The organism is Pseudomonas sp. LAMO17WK12:I5 (assembly GCF_900215165.1).
Classification (GTDB): Bacteria; Pseudomonadota; Gammaproteobacteria; order Pseudomonadales; family Pseudomonadaceae; genus Aquipseudomonas; species Aquipseudomonas putida_A.
This window is the reverse complement of record NZ_OBDS01000004.1, coordinates 1-18374: the sequence shown is the minus strand read 5'-3', so window position 1 is coordinate 18374 and position 18374 is coordinate 1. Positions and strand designations below refer to the sequence as shown.

Annotated in this window: 13 protein-coding genes and 1 rRNA gene; 10 read left to right on the top strand and 4 right to left on the bottom strand. The window is 60.2% G+C overall.

Annotation, left to right across the window (positions count from 1 at the left end):
- The first annotated feature begins 108 nt into the window (after window positions 1–108).
- Window positions 109–447: a hypothetical protein gene (locus tag CRO59_RS07920; protein WP_027611112.1), complete on the top strand. Its 339-nt coding sequence runs from the start codon at window positions 109–111 to the stop codon at window positions 445–447.
- A gap of 127 nt (window positions 448–574) precedes the next feature.
- Here the strand turns inward: CRO59_RS07920 and lapD are convergent, their stop codons facing one another.
- On the bottom strand, window positions 575–2521 hold the full coding sequence (lapD, locus tag CRO59_RS07915) for a cyclic di-GMP receptor LapD (protein WP_096797705.1): 1947 nt from the start codon (window positions 2519–2521) through the stop codon (window positions 575–577).
- A 14-nt stretch (window positions 2522–2535) separates the two neighbouring features.
- Window positions 2536–3228: a cysteine protease LapG gene (gene lapG / locus CRO59_RS07910; protein WP_096797706.1), complete on the bottom strand. Its 693-nt coding sequence runs from the start codon at window positions 3226–3228 to the stop codon at window positions 2536–2538.
- Window positions 3229–3423: 195 nt separating this feature from the next.
- On the opposite strand from lapG, the gene CRO59_RS07905 reads away from it, so the two are divergent.
- From CRO59_RS07905 to CRO59_RS07885, 5 genes are all read left to right on the top strand, one after another.
- Window positions 3424–4134, top strand: coding sequence for a GntR family transcriptional regulator (locus CRO59_RS07905; RefSeq protein ID WP_096797707.1), 711 nt, complete (start codon window positions 3424–3426; stop codon window positions 4132–4134).
- A 768-nt stretch (window positions 4135–4902) separates the two neighbouring features.
- Window positions 4903–5679: a DUF3050 domain-containing protein gene (locus CRO59_RS07900; RefSeq protein WP_097086769.1), complete on the top strand. Its 777-nt coding sequence runs from the start codon at window positions 4903–4905 to the stop codon at window positions 5677–5679.
- Window positions 5676–6605, top strand: coding sequence for a diiron oxygenase (locus CRO59_RS07895; RefSeq protein WP_097086767.1), 930 nt, complete (start codon window positions 5676–5678; stop codon window positions 6603–6605). Before CRO59_RS07900 ends, CRO59_RS07895 begins: the two co-directional genes overlap by 4 nt.
- A 13-nt stretch (window positions 6606–6618) precedes the next feature.
- A complete protein-coding gene (locus tag CRO59_RS07890) occupies window positions 6619–10011 on the top strand; it encodes a non-ribosomal peptide synthetase (RefSeq protein WP_097086766.1) in 3393 nt (1130 codons plus the stop codon).
- A gap of 24 nt (window positions 10012–10035) precedes the next feature.
- Entirely contained in the window at window positions 10036–10503 is a 468-nt protein-coding gene (locus CRO59_RS07885; protein WP_097086764.1) for an SRPBCC family protein, read from the top strand.
- A 146-nt stretch (window positions 10504–10649) separates the two neighbouring features.
- Here CRO59_RS07885 and CRO59_RS07880 read toward each other — a convergent pair whose 3' ends face one another.
- Complete coding sequence (locus CRO59_RS07880; RefSeq protein WP_096797711.1) at window positions 10650–12530, bottom strand: methyl-accepting chemotaxis protein; 1881 nt, start codon at window positions 12528–12530, stop codon at window positions 10650–10652.
- A gap of 311 nt (window positions 12531–12841) precedes the next feature.
- On the opposite strand from CRO59_RS07880, the gene CRO59_RS07875 reads away from it, so the two are divergent.
- The 4 genes from CRO59_RS07875 to CRO59_RS07860 all read left to right on the top strand — a co-directional run bounded on the left by CRO59_RS07875 (window position 12842) and on the right by CRO59_RS07860 (window position 18187).
- Entirely contained in the window at window positions 12842–13342 is a 501-nt protein-coding gene (locus tag CRO59_RS07875) for a sigma-70 family RNA polymerase sigma factor (RefSeq protein ID WP_097086763.1), read from the top strand.
- On the top strand, window positions 13342–14343 hold the full coding sequence (locus CRO59_RS07870) for a FecR domain-containing protein (protein WP_097086761.1): 1002 nt from the start codon (window positions 13342–13344) through the stop codon (window positions 14341–14343). Before CRO59_RS07875 ends, CRO59_RS07870 begins: the two co-directional genes overlap by 1 nt.
- A gap of 87 nt (window positions 14344–14430) precedes the next feature.
- Window positions 14431–16932 carry a TonB-dependent siderophore receptor gene (locus CRO59_RS07865; protein ID WP_097086760.1) on the top strand — a complete coding sequence of 834 codons (2502 nt, stop codon included), beginning with the start codon at window positions 14431–14433 and terminating at the stop codon, window positions 16930–16932.
- A 76-nt stretch (window positions 16933–17008) separates the two neighbouring features.
- Window positions 17009–18187: a PepSY domain-containing protein gene (locus CRO59_RS07860; protein ID WP_097086758.1), complete on the top strand. Its 1179-nt coding sequence runs from the start codon at window positions 17009–17011 to the stop codon at window positions 18185–18187.
- Between the two features lie 65 nt (window positions 18188–18252).
- On the opposite strand, the gene rrf is transcribed toward CRO59_RS07860, so the two are convergent.
- Window positions 18253–18368, bottom strand: a 5S ribosomal RNA gene (rrf, locus tag CRO59_RS07855).
- Between the last annotated feature and the right edge of the window lie 6 nt (window positions 18369–18374).

The following is an 18374-nucleotide window of genomic DNA, read 5'->3' as shown; positions in this document are numbered from 1 at the left end:
GTTTGCGGCTAACTCGGCGGTGACGATTTCGTCGCCACCCCGCATACTCGCGCGCAGTTGGCCTATGCTGCTGACAGCATGACGCTGGATCTTTCTGAGGGATGCTCAATGTTTTACGTGCAACGCGATGCGCAAGGTCTGTTGATTCGCGTGGAAGCCGCGGCCTACGCCGAGGCCACGGAAACGCTGCCGGCCGACAGCCATGAAATCCAGGCCTGGTTCGCCAATGAAGTGGTGGAAACCAGCCTGAAACAGCTCAAGCAGAGCGACCTGGAAATGATTCGGGTACTCGACGACCTGATCCAGGTGCTGACCCAGAAGGGCGTGATCCGCGTCACCGACCTGCCGCCGGCGGCACAGGCCAAGTTGATGGACAGGACCCAGGCGCGTGAGGCGCTGGGCGGGTTGAGCCAGTTGATCGATGATGATGAAGGTGGGCTTATCTGATCCCGCATATTCGTTGAATGATCTGGCCCCTTCGCGAGCAGGCTCGCTCCCACATTTGAAATGCATTCCAATGTGGGAGCGAGCCTGCTCGCGAAGACAGCATCACTGACACCGCTGCACTAAAAGTTTAGCTCCAGGGTTTGGGCTCACCAAACAACTGTCCCTGCACCCCATACAAGCCCATCTCGCGAATCACCGACAACTCACCCTCGGTCTCCACCCGCTCGGCAATCAACGGCAGATCGATGCTGTGCGCCGCACGCTGGATCGCCTCGATGAACAGGCGCTTGTCGCTCTCCTGATCGATCGCGCGAATGTAACTGCCATCGATCTTCAGGTACGCCAGCCCCAGCCGCGCCAGGTTGCCGATCATGCTGAAGCGTCCACCAAAGCGCTGCAGGCTCAGGGAGAAACCGAGTTCACGCAGGCGCCGGGTCAACTGCTCCAGCACCGCTTGCTCCGGCAATTGCTCCTCGCCGATCTCCAGCGTCAGGCGCTCGCCGAGGTCGGAGTGCGCGCGCAGAATCTCGAACACTTTGTTCAGCGCTTGTGGATCGGCCAGGGTTGCCGAAGACAGGTTCAGCGCCAGCGAATCTTCATGCGCCTTCATTTGCTCCAGCACGCGCTCGAGCATCAGACGGTCCAGTCGCGCAGTCCAGCCAAAACGCTCGAGCCACGGCAGGAAACGCCCGGCCGGGATGGTCTGGCCCTGTTCATCCAGCAAGCGCGAAAGCACTTTGTAATGCAGCACCAATTGCGTGTCCTGAGCGGCCACCACCGGTTGGAAATACAGTTCGAAACGCTGCTGGTTCAGCGCCTGATCGAGCAAGCGATGCCAGGCATGGTGATCGTCACCGACGTCCGCCACCAGGCTCTGATCGATGCACGCCCAGTTTTGCTCGCCCTGCCCCTCGGCCTGCGCCAGCGCCTGATCGCCCAGGGTCAGTACTGCTTGCGGTGAATCGCCGTGGGCAAACGGGGCGAGGCCAATGGAAGCCACGGCCGGCACATCGGTTGCGCCAGTGGCGTGCAGGCTGCTCAGCGCGCTGTCGAGGTTCTGCGCCAGTTGCAGCGCTTCTTCGCGCACCAGTCCCGGCGCCAGCACGGCGAATTCACCACCGCGAATACGGGTGACGAGGTTCTGGGTTTCAGGGTATTTGGCGCACTCGCGGGACAGTTGCTCGCCGACAGCTTTCAACAATTCATCGGTGCGCTGACCGCCCAGACGCTGATTGAGCCCGGCCAGATCCTTGACCCGCAACAGCAGCAGGTAACCGGAACTGGCCTGCTCCGGGTTGCTCACGCGGTTGTGCAGTTGCATCTCGAAATAGCGCCGGTTGGCCAGCCCGGTAAGGTTGTCCTGATAAGACTCGGCACGCAGTTTTTCGCTGCGCTCGGCCTGCTCCTGGAACAGCGCCTTGAGCTTCTCGACCATCTGGTTCATCGCCTGCACCACGCGCCGCAGTTCCGGGGTACGCGGCAACTCCGGCAGGCTGAGGAATTCGCGGCGGGCGATGGCGTGGGACTGTTTGACCATGTAATCCAGCGGGCGCAATTGCCGGCGCAGCAGCAACGCGCCGAGCACTGCACTGACCGCGCCGCACAGCAGCAGCCAGCCGAGGCTGCCCAACGCGCTCTGCCACAGCTTGGCCACGGCAAACATCGGGTGGCTGACCACCTCGACCCGCGCCGCCTGCTCCCAGCCACGGCTGACCAGCGCGTCGCCACCGGCCGGCTCCAGGCCGATCAGTTTGACGAACCAGTCAGGCACATTGCTCACCGCCGGAATCCCGCTGCGCTCGACAATGGTCTGGTCGGTCTTGAGATCCACCACGCGGATGCTCGCGTAATAGCCGCTGTCGAAAATCGAGCTGACCAGCAGCTCGACCATCGCCGGGTCATCGATATTCGGCGTCAGCGACAACGCCAGCGCCGTGGCGGCGTCCTGGGCATGGGAGCGCAGCTGGTTGACGTACTGGGTGCGCGAGCTCTCCAGACTGACCATGAAGCTGCCGGTGAAGGCGACCACCAGGAACAGACAGATAGCGATCAACAGCTGTTTGAACAAAGACATCTGAGCGCGTGCTCCTAGTTAGTCGTTTCGACCGGGAAACCTTCGGCCTGCATTTTCTTCAGCACATCCTGCCAGCGCGACAGGCGTTTGGTGTCACCGACCTTCTTGTTGCCCTTGGCTCCCGGCAGGTACAGACCTTCAGCATTGAAAGAGTAGACCGGCAGCAAATCGGTTCGCTGGGACGCAGGCTGAATCGGATCGATCAGGCTGTCGAGCACCAGCGGCATGGCATCGGGGGTGGCGTAGTAAGTCAGCACCATGTGTGCGCGATTCTGGCGCAGTGCCTTGACGTAGGTGATGCGCAGCTTGTCACTGGAGACCCCGAGATGGCGCAGGCTGAAATACTTGGCGATCGCGTAGTCTTCGCAATCGCCGGCGCCTTTCCACAACGCTTCGATGGGCGTCTCCCAATAATCGACCTGCCCCCACAGATCGATATCTTCTACATAACGCACCTGTTTGTTGAAAAACAGGTTCACCACTTTCAGCTTTTCCATCTCGCTGACCTGTTTCTGCGTGGCCAGCAGGTTTTGCCAGGCATCGATCCGCTGCTGCCCGGCACCCAACGGGCCGTAGAGCGCCGTAGCCTTGCGGCTGATCGCGGAAAAATCCCAATCGGCATGCAGGCCGCCCAGCATGACGCCGGCCAGCAACAGTGCGCAGCCTAGCCAGCGCAGAGTCCGGGGGATCGTGAAACGTACCGCCACAGCAGGTTTCCAGGGGGCAGAAGGAAAGCGTTTGATGGTGAAGCTTAGCCCGGCAAAAAACAATGGCACCATGAGATCATCGCCATCGCGCTAAACTTCATTCAGGACAGCAATCCTTTACATGGTTTGACAACCTGTAGAGCAATCACTAGTGTCTTTGGATCCAAATTCCGTCGTCATTCAGGGTGAGTAGTTGTGACACAGAAGCCCAAACCGCTGCACAGCATCAAAGTCGATGGGCCGATTCCCGCACACCTTGCCCGCTCGATCATCGAAGAAACCCTGCGCTCGGCGATCCTTGACGGTCGCTTGCCGTGCGGCACCGCCCTGCGCCAGCAGGATCTGGCCGACCTGTTCGGGGTCAGCCGCATGCCGGTGCGCGAGGCTCTGCGTCAGCTCGAAGCGCAGGAACTGCTGAGCGTCACCACCCACAAGGGCGCCGTTGTAGCGCCGCTGATCCAGGGCGACGCCACCGAAACCTACGAGTTGCGGATCCTCCTCGAATCCGAGGCCATGCGCCAGTCGATCCCGTTGCTGACCAGCGCCGATCACGCGCTTGCCGCCGGCTATATCGAAGAACTCGAAACCCAGCACGACTACAGCGAAATCGGTCGGCTCAACCGTCTGTTCCACATGGCCCTGTACAGCAAGGCACCGAATAAGCGTCTGCTGCGGCTGGTCGAAGACGGCCTCAACGAGGAGGAGCGCTTCCTGCGTTTCAATCTCGAAGCCATGGGCCTGGGCAAACTCTCCCAGGAAGATCACCGCGCCATGCTCCAGGCCGTGATCGAGCGCGATGTCGAGCTGTCGGTGAAGTTGCTCACACATCACCTCAACCGTGGTGTCGAGGTCATCACCCGGTTCCTCGCCAGCCCCGCCGGACAAAACCGCAAGGCCGTGCGCTGACACCCTTCACGCCGGTCTCAGGCCTTCGCGCCTGACCGGCGAATAACCCGCTTACAAATCCTCTCCCCGATCCTCCGCAAACCTGGTGGCGGATCCGCGTGTTCGCTCTAACCTCCCAGCGCTCGCAAGCCCGCCATTGCGGCTCGGCGCGGACGAATCGGTCATAGCCGTCCCGCCAATTTACCCGCACTCTTTAACGGCCACCCCATGAAGAACGGGCGACGCGCCGCACCGCCGGCGCAGTCCCCGCACCAGGAACCTACGGAAGGAGCCTTGCCACGGGAAAAAGGGAAGTTACGGCGCCGTTTCCGGCCCACTTTCATTCCTATACATCACATTCAATTTCCGCTTCTTGAAGTTGCTTTGAGTGAGGCATTCACTCTTGTCTTCAATTTTGGCCATTATTTGCCGAAAGGAGCAACTACGCCCAAGTAAAACTTAAACAAAAAGTTTTACCGGGCCGACTCATACTTGAAAAACATACAACTAAAAATAATTCAAAATAAACTTGTTAAGTTATTTGACGATGTATTAGCTTTTCCTCGCCGAGCAGGGTTACCCCCGCAAACACGGCGCAGCTCTGCAGTCAGCCAATAGCCTTGGTAAATATTCACCAACGCCTGGCCGAGAGCCTTTCATGCACTTTGCAAACTTTCATTAATCCGAATGAGGCCCGCGTTCGCGAATAGAAAACATTTCAAACTTATCAAGTCCGTGTTGATGCACTGAACGAGCAATCCCTCTATTCCAATAACACCGAGGTTCGCCATGATGCCAACTAAAGAACAACTCGCCCTGAGAAAAGCGCAATTGAGCGTTCACCCGATCTTTACCGAGATCGATTCGTTATCGGTACTGCGCCGGTTCATGGAATCCCACGTCTTCGCCGTGTGGGATTTCATGTCGTTGACCAAGCGCCTGCAACAGGAACTGACCTGTACACGGCTGCCATGGTTACCGCCACGCGATCCGCATGCTGCGCGGCTGATCAACGAGATCGTGCTTGGCGAAGAGTCGGATGATCGTCCCGCCCACGGCCATTACAGCCATTTCGAACTGTACCTGGACGCGATGCGCGAAGTCGGTGCGAGCACCACGGCGGTCGAACGGTTTGTCGCGCTGCAACAGGAAGGCGTGAGTTACGACGTCGCCCTGCAAAGCGTTGAGGTTGATCCGGCAGCGGCGAAATTTGTGCGCGAGACGCTGAACACAGCGCTGCATGCGCCAGGCCACAGCGTCGCCGCCGCGTTCCTGCATGGCCGTGAGAGCGTGATCCCGACGATGTTCCAGCGCATCCTCGATGACTGGGGGATCGGCATCGAACAGGCACCCACCTTTCGCTATTACCTGGAGCGCCACATCGAGGTCGACTCCGAAGATCACGGCCCGGCGGCAGAGCAACTGCTGGAGCGCCTGGTCGACGGTGATCCGCAGCGTGAGGCCGAAGTCTACGCCAGCGCCATCGCGGCGGTGGATAGCCGCATCGCCCTGTGGGACGGCCTGCGTCTGAGCATGCGCGAGCCCTTGGCGGAGGTGGCCCGATGAACGCCGCCGACTACCAATCCTTCGCCGACGCCTGGGAAACCCGCGCCACTATCCGCACCCGGCCACGGCGTGTGCTCGAAGACGATGAGCGCCTGATCTATCCGCTGAGCCGCCAGCCCCTGGTGCTCAGCGAAACCTTCCTGCGCGAATGCCCGCAACAACGGGATTTCGCCCTGGTGCAGACGCTGTACAAATTCATCAACGACGTGGTGATTTTCGAGACCGAGATCGTCGACAAGACCGCGCGCAGCATCGCCAAGAATCGCTTCGCCGTGGCCTTCCCGTTCGCCTGTCGCTACGACGCCATGACCGTGGTGGTGGACGAGGATTACCACGCGCTGGTAGCGATGGATTTCATGCAGCAGACCGTGGCCATGACCGGCATCGAGCCGATCGAACTGCCCACTGAAATCGAACTGAGTCGGGCGATTCCTGCCGCTGTGGCACTGGCGCCCGAGCACCTGCGCAGCGCGGTGGAACTGATCTGCGTGGCCATCGCCGAGAACACCGTGACTGGTGACGTCGCCGCATTCGCCCGGGACGACACGGTCAAGCCGTCGATCAAAGGGCTGATGGCCGATCACCTGCTCGACGAGGGCCGGCACTCCAGTTTCTGGGCGCGCATGGTGCGCATCTATTGGCACACCGCCAATGACGCGGATCGGGAAACCATTGCGCAGATCCTGCCGGTATTCATCGGCCATTACCTGACCAACGACATCCAGAAGTCCTTCGATCTGCGCCTGATCGACGCCTTGCCGGTCAGCGAGGCAGTGCGCCGCTCACTCAAGGACGAAATGGCCGGGTTGGCCTTCCCGATCAATCGCCACCATCCGCTGGTGGGCAACATCGTGCGCTTTTTCCACAACAGCTCGCTGCTCGACACGCCCTGCGTGCAGCACGCCCTGCGTGACTATCTGGTTTGATGAGGAGGCCGACATGAGACGTCTCGACATTTTATTGATTGGCGCCAGCCAGGCCATGACCGACCTGGTGCAGGAACTCGAACAACACGGTCACTCCTTGCGGCGCAGCGGCGCGGCGCAATCGCCGGTAGACCTGATCATCGACGATGGCTTCATCGGCGCCGGCGATTTCTGCGCCATCCCGCACCTGCATCTGCGCCTGGGTATCGCTGCGCAGCGCCTTGGCGGTTTACCGACGCTCGACCTGCTGTGCTTCCTCGGCTCGTCAATGATCAGCCGTGTGCCGATTGGCGATGAGCCGTCCGGCAATGGTCAAGCACTGCGCCAGCGAGTGCTGACGCAGGTGGTCGACGAAGTCGCGCTGCTGGTCAGCCGTTTCTCCCGCGATGCCGAGTATTTTCAGCAGGCATTGCCAGTTACCGCGCCGTACTTCGAACAGGTGGAGGACCTGTCGTTTCTCGACAGTCTGGCTTACGTCCATCGCCTCAACGCCACGACGCATCCGGCATTGTTGCAACAGGCGCAGACGCCGTTGATCGAACGCCTGCAACGCAGCCTGATCGAACACGCCGAGCGACCGGCGCTGCACCTGGCCGAGCACTCGCTCAGCTACCGCCAGTTGCACGCGCACAGCCGTGCGATCCAGCAACGTCTGCAGCCACTGCTAGAGCAGCATCCGCAGCCGTGGATCGTGGGTATCTGCCAGCCGAAAAGCCCGGCGCTGTTCGCCTCGATTCTGGCGGTGCTCGGCAGTGGCGCAGTGTATCTGCCGCTTGAGCCGAGCCATCCGTTGCAGCGCCAGCAATACATCCTGCAAAACGCCGGCGCGGTGTTGTTGCTGCACGACGGCGAGCATCCGCTCGGTGAGTCGATGCCCGGATTGGATGTCAGTCATATCGACAGTGCCGACGCCGATCTCGACCTGCCGTTGATGCGTCAACGGCCGACGCTTGAAGCACCGTGCATGGCGCTCTACACCTCCGGCACCACCGGCCATCCAAAGGGCGTGCTGCTGAGCCAGGCGAACCTCGCGCACTTCACCGCGTGGTACGCCGATTACGTGCAGTTGCGCGCCGAAAGCCGAGTTCTGCAGTTCTCTTCGCTGAGCTTCGACTCGTCGCTGATCGATATCTTTCCGACACTGCTGCAGGGCGCCGAACTGGTGGTGCCCGACGACACCCAGCGCCGCGATCCACTGCAACTGGTGGCGCTGATCCGCCGCCGGCAACTGACCCACGCGTTTCTGCCGCCAGCGCTGCTGAGCATCCTGCCGCTGGAGCAACTGCAAGGCGTGGAAGTGATGACCGGCGGCGACGTCTGCGAGCCATTCGTCATCGAGCAATTGACCCGCCAGGGCAAGCTGCACAACCTCTACGGCCCCACCGAGGCCACGGTGCTGATTACCGCTCGCCAGCTCAAACCGGGTGACAGCAACCGCACTCTTGGCGCACCGATTGCCAACAGTCAGGTGCTGATTCTCGATGACGAGTTGCAACCGGTGCCGGAGAACACCGTCGGCGAATTGTTCATCGTCGGCCCCGGCGTTTGCCTCGGTTACTTGAACAATCCGCAGCAGACCGCGGATCGTTATCTGACCCTGCAACTGCCGCACGGTGAGAACTTGCGCGCCTACCGCAGCGGCGACATGGCCAAGTGGGGCGAACACGGCATTGAGCTGTGCGGACGGCGCGACAATCAGGTGAAGATTCGCGGTTTCCGGGTCGAGCCGGAAGAGATCGAGCGCTGCCTGCGCGAGAGCCAGTTGTACCGCCAGGTGGCGGTGGTGATCGACCATCAGCGGCGGATTCTGGCGTTTCTTGCGCAGCCGCAGTCGGACGCTGCCCGCGATCTGTTGAAGGCGCATGCCCAGCAGTTTCTGCCGGACTACATGCAACCGGTGGCGTGGACTGAACTGCCGCAGATGCCGTTCGCCAGCAACGGCATGGTCGACCGCAAAGCGTTGCTGGAGCTGCCGGTGAGCGTGCAGGACAGCAGTCCGAAATGCCTGCCGGCAAACGCTGACGAAGGGTTGCTGCTGGAGATCTGGGCGGAACTGCTGGAGCTGCCGAGCAGCGATATTTCCACCGACGAAAGTTTCTTCAACCTCGGTGGGCATTCGATCCTGCTGTCACGGATGTTGCTGCGTTTGCGTGAGGAATTCGGGCGCAGCATCTCGATCAACCGCTTCATCGAACTGCCAACCATCATCAAGCTCGCCACGCTGGTGCGCGGTACCGATGACAGCGCAGTGCTCAGCGCACAGGCCATGGCCGACGCCGAACGCCCGCTGAACATCGAGCCGCTGCCGATCAGTCGCCTGGGTGATGTGCACAAGGTGATCGTCACGGGCGCCAACAGCTTTGTCGGCGTGCACATTGTCGAGGCGCTGCTTGGATGGGGCGCCAGCGAGGTGGCGTGTCTGGTGCGTGACGGCGGCGGGCAAACCGCGGCGCAGCGGTTTGCTCAGGCATTGCGCGAGAACCGTCTCGAGCATCTCGATTTGAGCCGGGTGCGGATCTACTCCGCGGACCTCACCCGCCCGCAACTTGGCCTGGCCGACGACGATTATCAGCGCCTGGATCGCGAGTTCGGCGCACTGGTGCACAACGCCGCCAACGTCAACCACGTGCTCGATTACGAGTCACTGGCAGCGGATAACGTCGAGCCGATTTTCGAGCTGCTGCGCCTGTGTGAAGGACGCAGCAAAAAGGTCTTCAACTTTGTCTCGACGCTGTCCGCTTCCAGCACCGTCGACGGTGAAGGCCGAGTGCTCGAATTGCCCGCCGCACCGACCCCGCCAATCTACATCCGCAACGGCTACAACCTGTCGAAGTGGGTCGGCGAACGCATCCTTGAACGGGCGCGCGAGCGTGGGGTGTGGGTCAACCTGTATCGCCCCGGCAACATCAGTTTCAACAGCCTGAGCGGCGTCTGCCAGCCGCACAAAAACCGTTTGATGCTGATGCTCAAGGGCTCAATCCAGCTCGGTCAGGTACCGGCCTTCGCGCTGAATTTCGACCTGATGCCGGTGGACTTTCTCGCCCGCTTCATCGCCTTCCACGCCAGCCGTTATTCGACCGAGCGTGCAGTGTTCAACCTGCACAACCCCGAGCCGCTGAGTTGGGATGCCTACGTCGCCTCGTTCCGCGAAACCGGCAGCGAGTTCTCGCTGGTCAGCGTCGCCGACTGGCAGCAGCAACTGGGCCGGGTCGACGCCGACAACGCGCTGTTCGGCGTGCTCGGTTTCTACCTCAACGGCTTCGAGGAGGACATCGGCGACATCTCCCTGATCGGCCATGCGAACGCCAAGGCCGGCGTGCAACAGATGGGCGCGCACTACCCGGAAAAATCCCCGGCGCTGCTACGTCGCGGCTGCGATTACCTGAAAGAAATCAACTTCATCTGATTCATCCAAAAAAGGAGCAACACCATGAGCAATCTGCAACCCGACACCCTGATCAAAAACCCGCACGGCTGCCACGTTGTGTCGTCGGTGGAAGTGCCGGCGGACGCGGCGCAGGTCTGGGCGGTGGTCGGCAATTTCGCTGGCTTCGACCGCTTCATCCCGGCGCTGTCGCACATCGAAATGACCGGCGACGGCGTGTCGTCGCTGCGCAAGAAGTTCTTCAAGGACGGCAACGTGGTGGTCGAGCAACTCAACTCACGCGATGAGCAGGCACGGGCCATGACCTGGACCACGATCTACAACACCTTGGGTGTGGCGAATTTGTGGGCAGCAATGAACGTGGAATCATTGGGAGCGGGCAAGTCGCGGGCGACCTGGACGATCATTGCCGAGCCGGCCAGCGGAGGTACCGAGGCACTGCCGGGATTCAAGGATTTCGTGCAGGGGTTTGCCGATGATGCGATGGGGAATGTGCTGAAGCTGTTTGTATAAGGCTTCAGTTTGGCGGTGACTGAACTACCGCCTTCGCGAGCAAGCCCGCTCCCACATTTTGATCGCATTCCTTCTGTAGGAACGCGGTCAATTTGTGGGAGCGAGCCTGCTCGCGAAGAACGATAACGCGGTCTCGAATCTGAAAGTCAGATCTTGAAGCTGTCGACCAACTGCTTCAACCGATTCGCCTGCTGCGACAACGCATCACAATCCTTCAACGTTTCATTGAGGTTGGCGACGCTCTGCTGGTTCAGCAGGTTGATCTGGTTGACGTCGACGTTGAGGGTTTCCACCACCGCGGTCTGCTCTTCGGTTGCAGCGGCCACCGACTGGTTCATGCCGTCGATTTCACCGATGCGCTGGGTCACGCTGACCAGGCGCAGGCCCGCCTGATTGGCCACTTCCACGCTCTCTTCGCTGGACGCCTGACTGGCGTTCATGGTGGTCACCGCTTCACGGGAGCCGACCTGCAAGGAGGTGATCATTTTGTGGATCTCTTCCGCCGATTCCTGGGTGCGGTGGGCGAGGTTGCGCACTTCGTCCGCCACCACCGCAAAACCGCGCCCGGCTTCACCGGCACGGGCCGCTTCAATCGCCGCGTTGAGTGCCAGCAGGTTGGTCTGCTGCGAGATGCCTTTGATCACATCGAGGATGTGGCCGATGTTGTCGGTGCTGGCATTCAGGGTTTCGATCTGGGTGCATGACAGGCTGATCTTCTGCGACAGCTCGGTCATCGCCTGAATGGTCTGCTCGACCACCTGACGACCGTCATCGGCCTGCTCGCTGGCGCCGCTGGCGTGCTGCGACGCATCGGCGGCGTTGCGGGCGATTTCCTGAGTGGCGGCGCCCAACTGGTTGATCGCGGCGGCCACGCTGTTGGTGCGCGCACTTTGTTCGTCGGAGCCGATGATCGAGGCGTTGGACGAGGCCATTACCCGTTGCGACAGGTCGTGCACATGACGGGTAGCCGACGACACTTCGGAAATCGACGCGTGAATGCGCTCGACGAACTGGTTGAACGCGCTGCCCAGTTCGGCGAACTCATCCTTGCCTGCCACGACCAGACGCCGGGTCAGGTCGCCTTCGCCTTGAGCGATGTCCTGCATCGCGCGGCCCATAGTGGTCAGCGGACGCATCAGGACGTTGATCAGCAGGCTCAGCAGCAGCGCAATCGCAGCGACCGCGACGAACATCGCGATCAGCGCCGAAGTACGGAACTGGCTGAGGGCGGCGTAGGCCTTGTCACGATCGATCGACAGACCGATGTACCAATCGGCATTCGGCAAACCGCTGACCGGAGTGAACGACAGGATGCGTTCCTGGCCGTTGAGCACCACGTTCTGGTTGCCCTTCTCGATGCGCACACCGGAATTCGGGTAGATGTCCTTGAGGTTCTTCATCACCTGGTCTTTGTCCGGGCTGACGATCACCTGACCGTCACCGCTGACCAGGAACGCGTGACCGAGGCCACCGAAATCCACCGAGTTGATGATCTTCACCAGTGTTTCCAGGCTCAGGTCACCGCCGACCACACCCAGCAGTTCGCCATTCTTTTTCACCGGCATGGCGATGGTCACGACCAGACCACCGACCGCCGCCATGTATGGCGGGGTCAACATGGTTTTGTCAGCAACGACTGCTTGCTTGTACCAAGGGCGCTGACGCGGGTCGTAGCCGTCGGGCATCTTCGCGTCAGGGCGCTGGGTGAACACACCGTTGGCCTGACCGACGTAGGTGAACTGGAAGTTCGAGGTGAAGGCCGGTTGATCGACCAGCCCCGGGAAGTCGGCGTCTTTGCCCTGATGGGCAACGTTCTGCGCGAGGTTTTCCAGCACCAGGATCCGCCCGCTCATCCAGTTCTGCACGCTGCTGGCGGTCAGATCGCCGGCCTGCTGCACGGACGACTGGAGATTCTGGGCAATGGTGTTGCGCTGCAGATAGTCGTTGTAGAGGGTGAACAAAGCGAAAGCCAGGACCACGACGCCCGAGGCGGCCAACAGGATTTTATGGCTGAACTTGAGATTCATTTCATGGGACTTCTTATGCAAAAGTGGGGATGCGTTCCGGGATGCAACATTCCACGTACAACGCAGGCGGCGTTCTGACGACCGCTCTACTTTGGTGCACGCATGTCTCACCAGTCTGTCGGCACCATTTGCGGAAATCTTAGGGCTGCGTGGGAAATGCCCGGCATTTCTGTCAGATTCCCGCCGAACGGCGTGCCAGAGCGTCCGCCACGAAGTTTTTTTGCTGGATCTCCGAGCAGAGGTTGCAAAATTCGCAGCCCCTGATAAAAATGCGACTAATTATCATTTGTGACGTTCGGGCTGTCGCGTTCATGTCCTCACCTGAGTTTGCAGTGCAGGCGCTTTACAGGAGTCATCACGGCTGGCTCAACGCCTGGCTGCGGGCGCGGCTGGGCAATGCCGCGGATGCCGCAGATCTGGCCCAGGACACTTTCGTGCGCCTGTTGCAGCGCAGCGAACGCCTGGAACTCAAGGCACCTCGCGCATTTTTACGCACCATCGCCCGTGGCTTGGTGATCGATCATTGGCGTCGTGAAGAAATCGAACGCGCCTATCTCGAAACCATCGCCCATTTGCCCCAAGCCGAAACCCCAAGCGCCGAAACCCGCGCGCTGGTAATCGAGTTGCTCGAGAGCATCGCGCGCATGCTTGAAGGCTTGCGACCGAAAGTGCGTCAGGCGTTTCTGCTGGCGCAGTGCGAAGGTTTGACCCACAAGCAGATCGCCGCGCAGATGGGCTTGTCACTGCGTTCAGTCGAACGTTACGTCGCCGATGCGCTGTATCACTGCTACGTGTTGCGGTACGCAAGTTGATGCCTGTGGATAACAACTCAGTCACGCGCCGCGCCGAGCCGCAGCAACAGGTGGTCAAGCAAGCCATCCACTGGTTGCTGCGGCTGCGTAACAACCATGGCAATGCGCGCCTGAGTCATCAGTGCGACGCGTGGCGCGCCGAACATCATGAACATGAACTGGCCTGGCAGCGCGTGCAGTCGTTGCAGGCGGAATTGAGCCATAACCTGCGCGCCGTGCCCGGTGCGCACGTGGCGCTGAATACGCTGGAAAACAGTGCGCAAGGACTCGGACGGCGACAGGCCTTGAAGTTGCTGTCCGGCACGGTACTGATGGCCTCCACGGCGTGGCTGGCCAAGGACACCTCCGTCTGGCAGCAGTGGCGCGCTGATTACGCTACGGCGACCGGCGAGCGTCGCGGGTTCCAGTTGCCCGACGGCACGCGGATCGAGCTGAACACTGCCAGCGCAGTGGATCTGGACTACACCGCGCAGCAGCGGCTGATCCAACTCACTCGCGGCGAAATCATCGTCACATGCGGCGGTAACGATGAAGGCGCGACGTTCAACCGGCCACTTCGCGTGCAAAGTCGTCATGGTATTTATGAGCCGATAAAAGCCCGCTTCATCTTGCGTCAGGACAGCGATTGCACACGGCTCACCGTCAGCTCCGGGAGCGTCGCCATCCGCAGCGGCGCAACCTCCGTCGAGGCACTCGCGGGGCAGACCTATCTGATCGATCATCATCAGGTGCGCCCGGCAGCGCCACTGGATATGGACGTGGGCTCGTGGGCCGATGGTTTGATTGTGACCCGCAATATGCGCCTGGGCGATTTCCTCAATGAAGTCGGGCGTTATCGTCAGGGCTTTGTGACGTGCGCGCCGCAGGTGGCGGACTTGCGCCTGTCCGGAGTGTTCCGCCTGGAGGACACCGACAAGCTGCTGGCCATCCTGCCGCAGACCCTGCCGGTGCAATTGCGTTATCGCACCCGATGGTGGGTCACACTCGAGGCGGTGGCCTGAAATTATTTTGGCGGGTTTTCGCGACAAGTCCGGCTTGGTCAGTAAGCACTTCAACTCAGCCTTTGCGACTTGCCACGGAAACCGACAATGACTGTCCGCCTCACCTGTAAGAAACCGCTGAATTTCACTGCCGAATCGGGCCTGCTGCGCCACGCCGTTCGCGCCGCCCTGCTGTCCACCGTTCTGGGTGCCTGTGCGCTGCCCGGCCTGAGCCTCGCCGCCCCTGCCAGTGAAGCGAGCAGTCATCGCTACAGCATCGGCGCCGGCCCGCTGGGCGAAGCGCTGAACCAGTTTGCCCGTCAGGCAGGCATTACCCTGGCGATGACTCCGCAGCAAACGCAGGGACAACAGTCTCCGGGCGTACAGGGCGAATATTCAACTGATCAGGCGTTGAGCCATTTGCTCAGCGGTTCGGGCCTGGAAGCAGTCAGCCAGGACGGCAGCAGCTACGTCCTGCGTCCTGTCAGTGAAACCGAGGCGCTGGCACTGCCAACCACCGATATCAAAGGTTTCGCCCTCGGCAACGCACTCGGTAGCATGGAAGGCTACAACGCCACCCACAGCCAGATCGCCACCAAGACCAGTACCGCGTTGCTGGAAACTTCGCAAAGCGTGTCCGTGGTCACCCGCGAGCAAATGGACGATCAAGGCTCGCAGACCGTCTCCCAGGCGATGCGTTATACCCCCGGCGTGCTGACCAACCCTTACGGGGCGACCCATCGCTACGACTATGTGGCGATGCGCGGCTTCAACGATGGCTCGGTGGATAACATCTACCTCGACGGCCTCAAGTCGATGGGCGACAGCGGGACCTACAGCACCATGCAGGTCGATCCGTATTTCCTCGAGCGCGTGGATATTCTCAAAGGCCCGTCGTCGGTCTTGTATGGCCGCAGTTCGCCCGGTGGCCTGGTGGCGCTGACCAGCAAAAAGCCGTTGTACGAGGCCTATCATCAGGTTCAGGCCACGGTCGGTACCCAAGGTCAGCGCGGGGTCGGTTTTGACTTCAGCGGCCCAGTCGATGACGACAAGCGCATTGCCTATCGTCTGACCGGTTTGACGGATCAGTCCGACACACAATTCGACCACAACAAGGAAAAACGCTTCGCCCTCGCTCCGACGCTGAGTATCGATTTCACTGAAGACACCTCGCTGACGCTGCAGGCGTATCTGCAGCACGATCCGGATGGCGGCTACCACGGTGGCGTGCCGGCGGACGGGACGATTCATCAGCGCAACGGCAATCGCATCTCGCCGCACTTCTTCGAGGGTGAGCCGGGGATTGATGGCTACTCGCGGGATCAGCAATCGTTCGGCTATCAGTTCGAACATCGCTTCAACGATGTCTTCACAGCGCGGCAGAACTTCCGTTACCTCGACTCCAAAGTGAACATGGATCAGGTTTACGCCTATGGCTGGACGACGCCAACCAGCAACGAACTTAACCGCTACTACACCGGCGGCGATGAACGTCTGCATGCGTTCATCGTCGACAACATGCTGCAGGCCGAATTCTTCACCGGGGCCACCAAGCACACCGTGTTGATGGGCGCAGATTATCAACGGCGCAAGACGGTGGTCGACTGGACCAGTGGTGGTCTGGCGCCGATCAATGCGTTCAACCCGGTCTACGGCAATTCGGCGATCGACATGTACGGCAACACCAGTTACCTGCGGCGCCTGGAGCAGACCGGGGTCTACCTGCAAGACCTGATCGAGATGGACCAATGGCGGTTTTCGCTGGGTCTGCGTCAGGACTGGGTCGAGACCTCCGATGAGAACCGTATCGCCGAAGCGGGTCGGCCAGTGGGCACCGAAATCAACGACCGCCGTACCAAACTGACCGGCCGCGCCGGCGCGTTGTATCTGTTCGATAACGGCCTGGCGCCGTACATCAGCTACTCCGAATCTTTTAACCCGAACTCGTATGCCGACAGCGCCGGTAATCCTCTGCCTCCGACCGATGGCACACAGTGGGAAGTCGGCCTGAAGTATCAACCGCCGGGCACCGACAACCTGTTCACAGCCTCGCTGTTCCGCATTGATCAAGAAAATCTGGCGACCAAACTGCCGCAGGAAAACTTCTACCGCGCGGTAGGCGCTGTTCGTTCGCAAGGGCTGGAACTGGAAGCGCACATGCAGTTGACCGACAACCTGAAAGTACTCGGCAGCTACACCTTCACCGATATCGAGTACTCGAAGTCGATGGTCAGCACCTTGAGCACGCCGACCGATGTGATCGAGAACAAAGGCAACTCGCCGACTCAGGCACCGCGGCACATGGCGTCGTTGTGGGCGGACTACAAATTCGACAGTGCGGCACTCGACGGCCTGCGCCTGGGCGGTGGTGTGCGTTATGTCGGTTACAGCTGGGCGGATGCGGAAAACACGCTGAAGGTACCTTCCTACACGCTGTTCGACGCATCGATCGGCTATGACCTGGGCAAGGTTGGTTTGAAAGGTGTCGACGTGCGCCTGAATGCTAACAACCTGACCAATGAATCCTACGTGGCCTCCTGCGCGAGTCTGAACTTCTGCTACATGGGCGAAGAGCGCAACGTCGCCGCCACGGTCAGCTACCAGTTCTAAACCTTTGCCTTGTGCATAAAAAAGCCAGCCCCTGATTTCTCAGGAGCTGGCTTTGTCGTCTTTGTGGGGAAATTTCATGCGCGCATTGTTGGTGTTGTTGCATCGCTATATCGGGCTGGCGACGGCGGTGTTTTTGCTGCTGGCCGGGATCACCGGAAGCATTCTTGCGTTCAATCATGAGTTGGATGAGTGGCTGAATCCGCACTTCTACGCAGCCTCATTTGAGGGGCAACGATTGCCTCCCGGGGCCTTGGTCGACGTGGTGCAAACCACGCATCCGAAGTTGCAGGTCTGGTACATGGAGTATCCGCAGGAGACGGGGCATACCGCCATGTTGGCGGCGGTACCGCGTAATGATCCGGCGACCGGCAAACCGTTCGATGAGCGCAATCAGGTGTTCTATCTGGACCCGGTGAGTGCCGAGCAGAAAGGCCAACGTTACTGGGGCGAGTGCTGCTTTTCCCGGGAGAACTTCATTCCGTTCATTCTTGAGTTTCATTACAACTTGACGCTGCCCGGAAACTGGGGCTTGTGGTTGATGGGGCTGGTTGCCAGCGCCTGGGTGATCGATTGTTTCATCGCGCTGTGGCTGACGTTTCCTCGTGGCAAGCCGTTCTGGAAAAAGTGGTCGGCGGCCTGGAAGATCAAGGGCGGCCACGTTTATCGACTTAACTTCGATCTGCATCGGGCCAGTGGATTGTGGCTGTGGTTGTTGTTGCTACCGATTGCGGTCAGCAGTGTCGCGATGAACTTGCCCAGTCAGGTCTTCAAACCGGCGGTGTCGCTGCTTTCACCGATCGAGCCGAGCGTTTATGAGGCTCGAGGGCGAATGCCTCCATCTGAGTTGGGGGTGACACAGTTGAGTTATCAACAGGCGTACGAAAGGGCATTGGTCGAGGGGAAGAGGTTAGGACTGACAGCGGCGATCGGGGAGTTGTATTACAGCTTTGAGTACAACTTCTACGGCGCAGGATTCGGGCAACATGACACTCAAGCGCATGGAAAATCCTGGTTGTTCTTTCACGGCACGGACGGACGATTATTAGGACAGGAAATAGCTGGAGAAGGGACATTGGGGGAGCGGTTTTATCGATTGCAGTTACCGATACATGGTGGACGGATCATCGGCTTCACCGGGCAAGTGATCATCGCGGTATTGGGTGTTGTGATCGCGGGGCTGTCAGGGACTGGCGTCTACATCTGGTGGCGCAAGTGGCAGGCCCGGCGCATCAGCAAGGCTCGCAAAGCGGCCTGAGTTTTGGGAGCCCTGAAACGACAAAACCCCTGTCTGCGTTAGCAGACAGGGGTTCTGGAATTTAATCTTGACGATGACCTACTCTCACATGGGGAAACCCCACACTACCATCGGCGATGCATCGTTTCACTTCTGAGTTCGGGATGGGATCAGGTGGTTCCAACGCTCTATGGTCGTCAAGAAATTC

Coding starts and splice junctions, on each gene's coding strand:
- lapD (WP_096797705.1), bottom strand. CDS start 2,521: ATGTCTTTGTTCAAACAGCTGTTGATCGCTATCTGTCTGTTCCTGGTG.
- CRO59_RS07920 (WP_027611112.1), top strand. CDS start 109: ATGTTTTACGTGCAACGCGATGCGCAAGGTCTGTTGATTCGCGTGGAA.
- CRO59_RS07860 (WP_097086758.1), top strand. CDS start 17,009: ATGCGCGCATTGTTGGTGTTGTTGCATCGCTATATCGGGCTGGCGACG.
- CRO59_RS07895 (WP_097086767.1), top strand. CDS start 5,676: ATGAACGCCGCCGACTACCAATCCTTCGCCGACGCCTGGGAAACCCGC.
- CRO59_RS07880 (WP_096797711.1), bottom strand. CDS start 12,530: ATGAATCTCAAGTTCAGCCATAAAATCCTGTTGGCCGCCTCGGGCGTC.
- CRO59_RS07890 (WP_097086766.1), top strand. CDS start 6,619: ATGAGACGTCTCGACATTTTATTGATTGGCGCCAGCCAGGCCATGACC.
- CRO59_RS07885 (WP_097086764.1), top strand. CDS start 10,036: ATGAGCAATCTGCAACCCGACACCCTGATCAAAAACCCGCACGGCTGC.
- CRO59_RS07865 (WP_097086760.1), top strand. CDS start 14,431: ATGACTGTCCGCCTCACCTGTAAGAAACCGCTGAATTTCACTGCCGAA.
- CRO59_RS07900 (WP_097086769.1), top strand. CDS start 4,903: ATGATGCCAACTAAAGAACAACTCGCCCTGAGAAAAGCGCAATTGAGC.
- CRO59_RS07870 (WP_097086761.1), top strand. CDS start 13,342: ATGCCTGTGGATAACAACTCAGTCACGCGCCGCGCCGAGCCGCAGCAA.
- CRO59_RS07875 (WP_097086763.1), top strand. CDS start 12,842: ATGTCCTCACCTGAGTTTGCAGTGCAGGCGCTTTACAGGAGTCATCAC.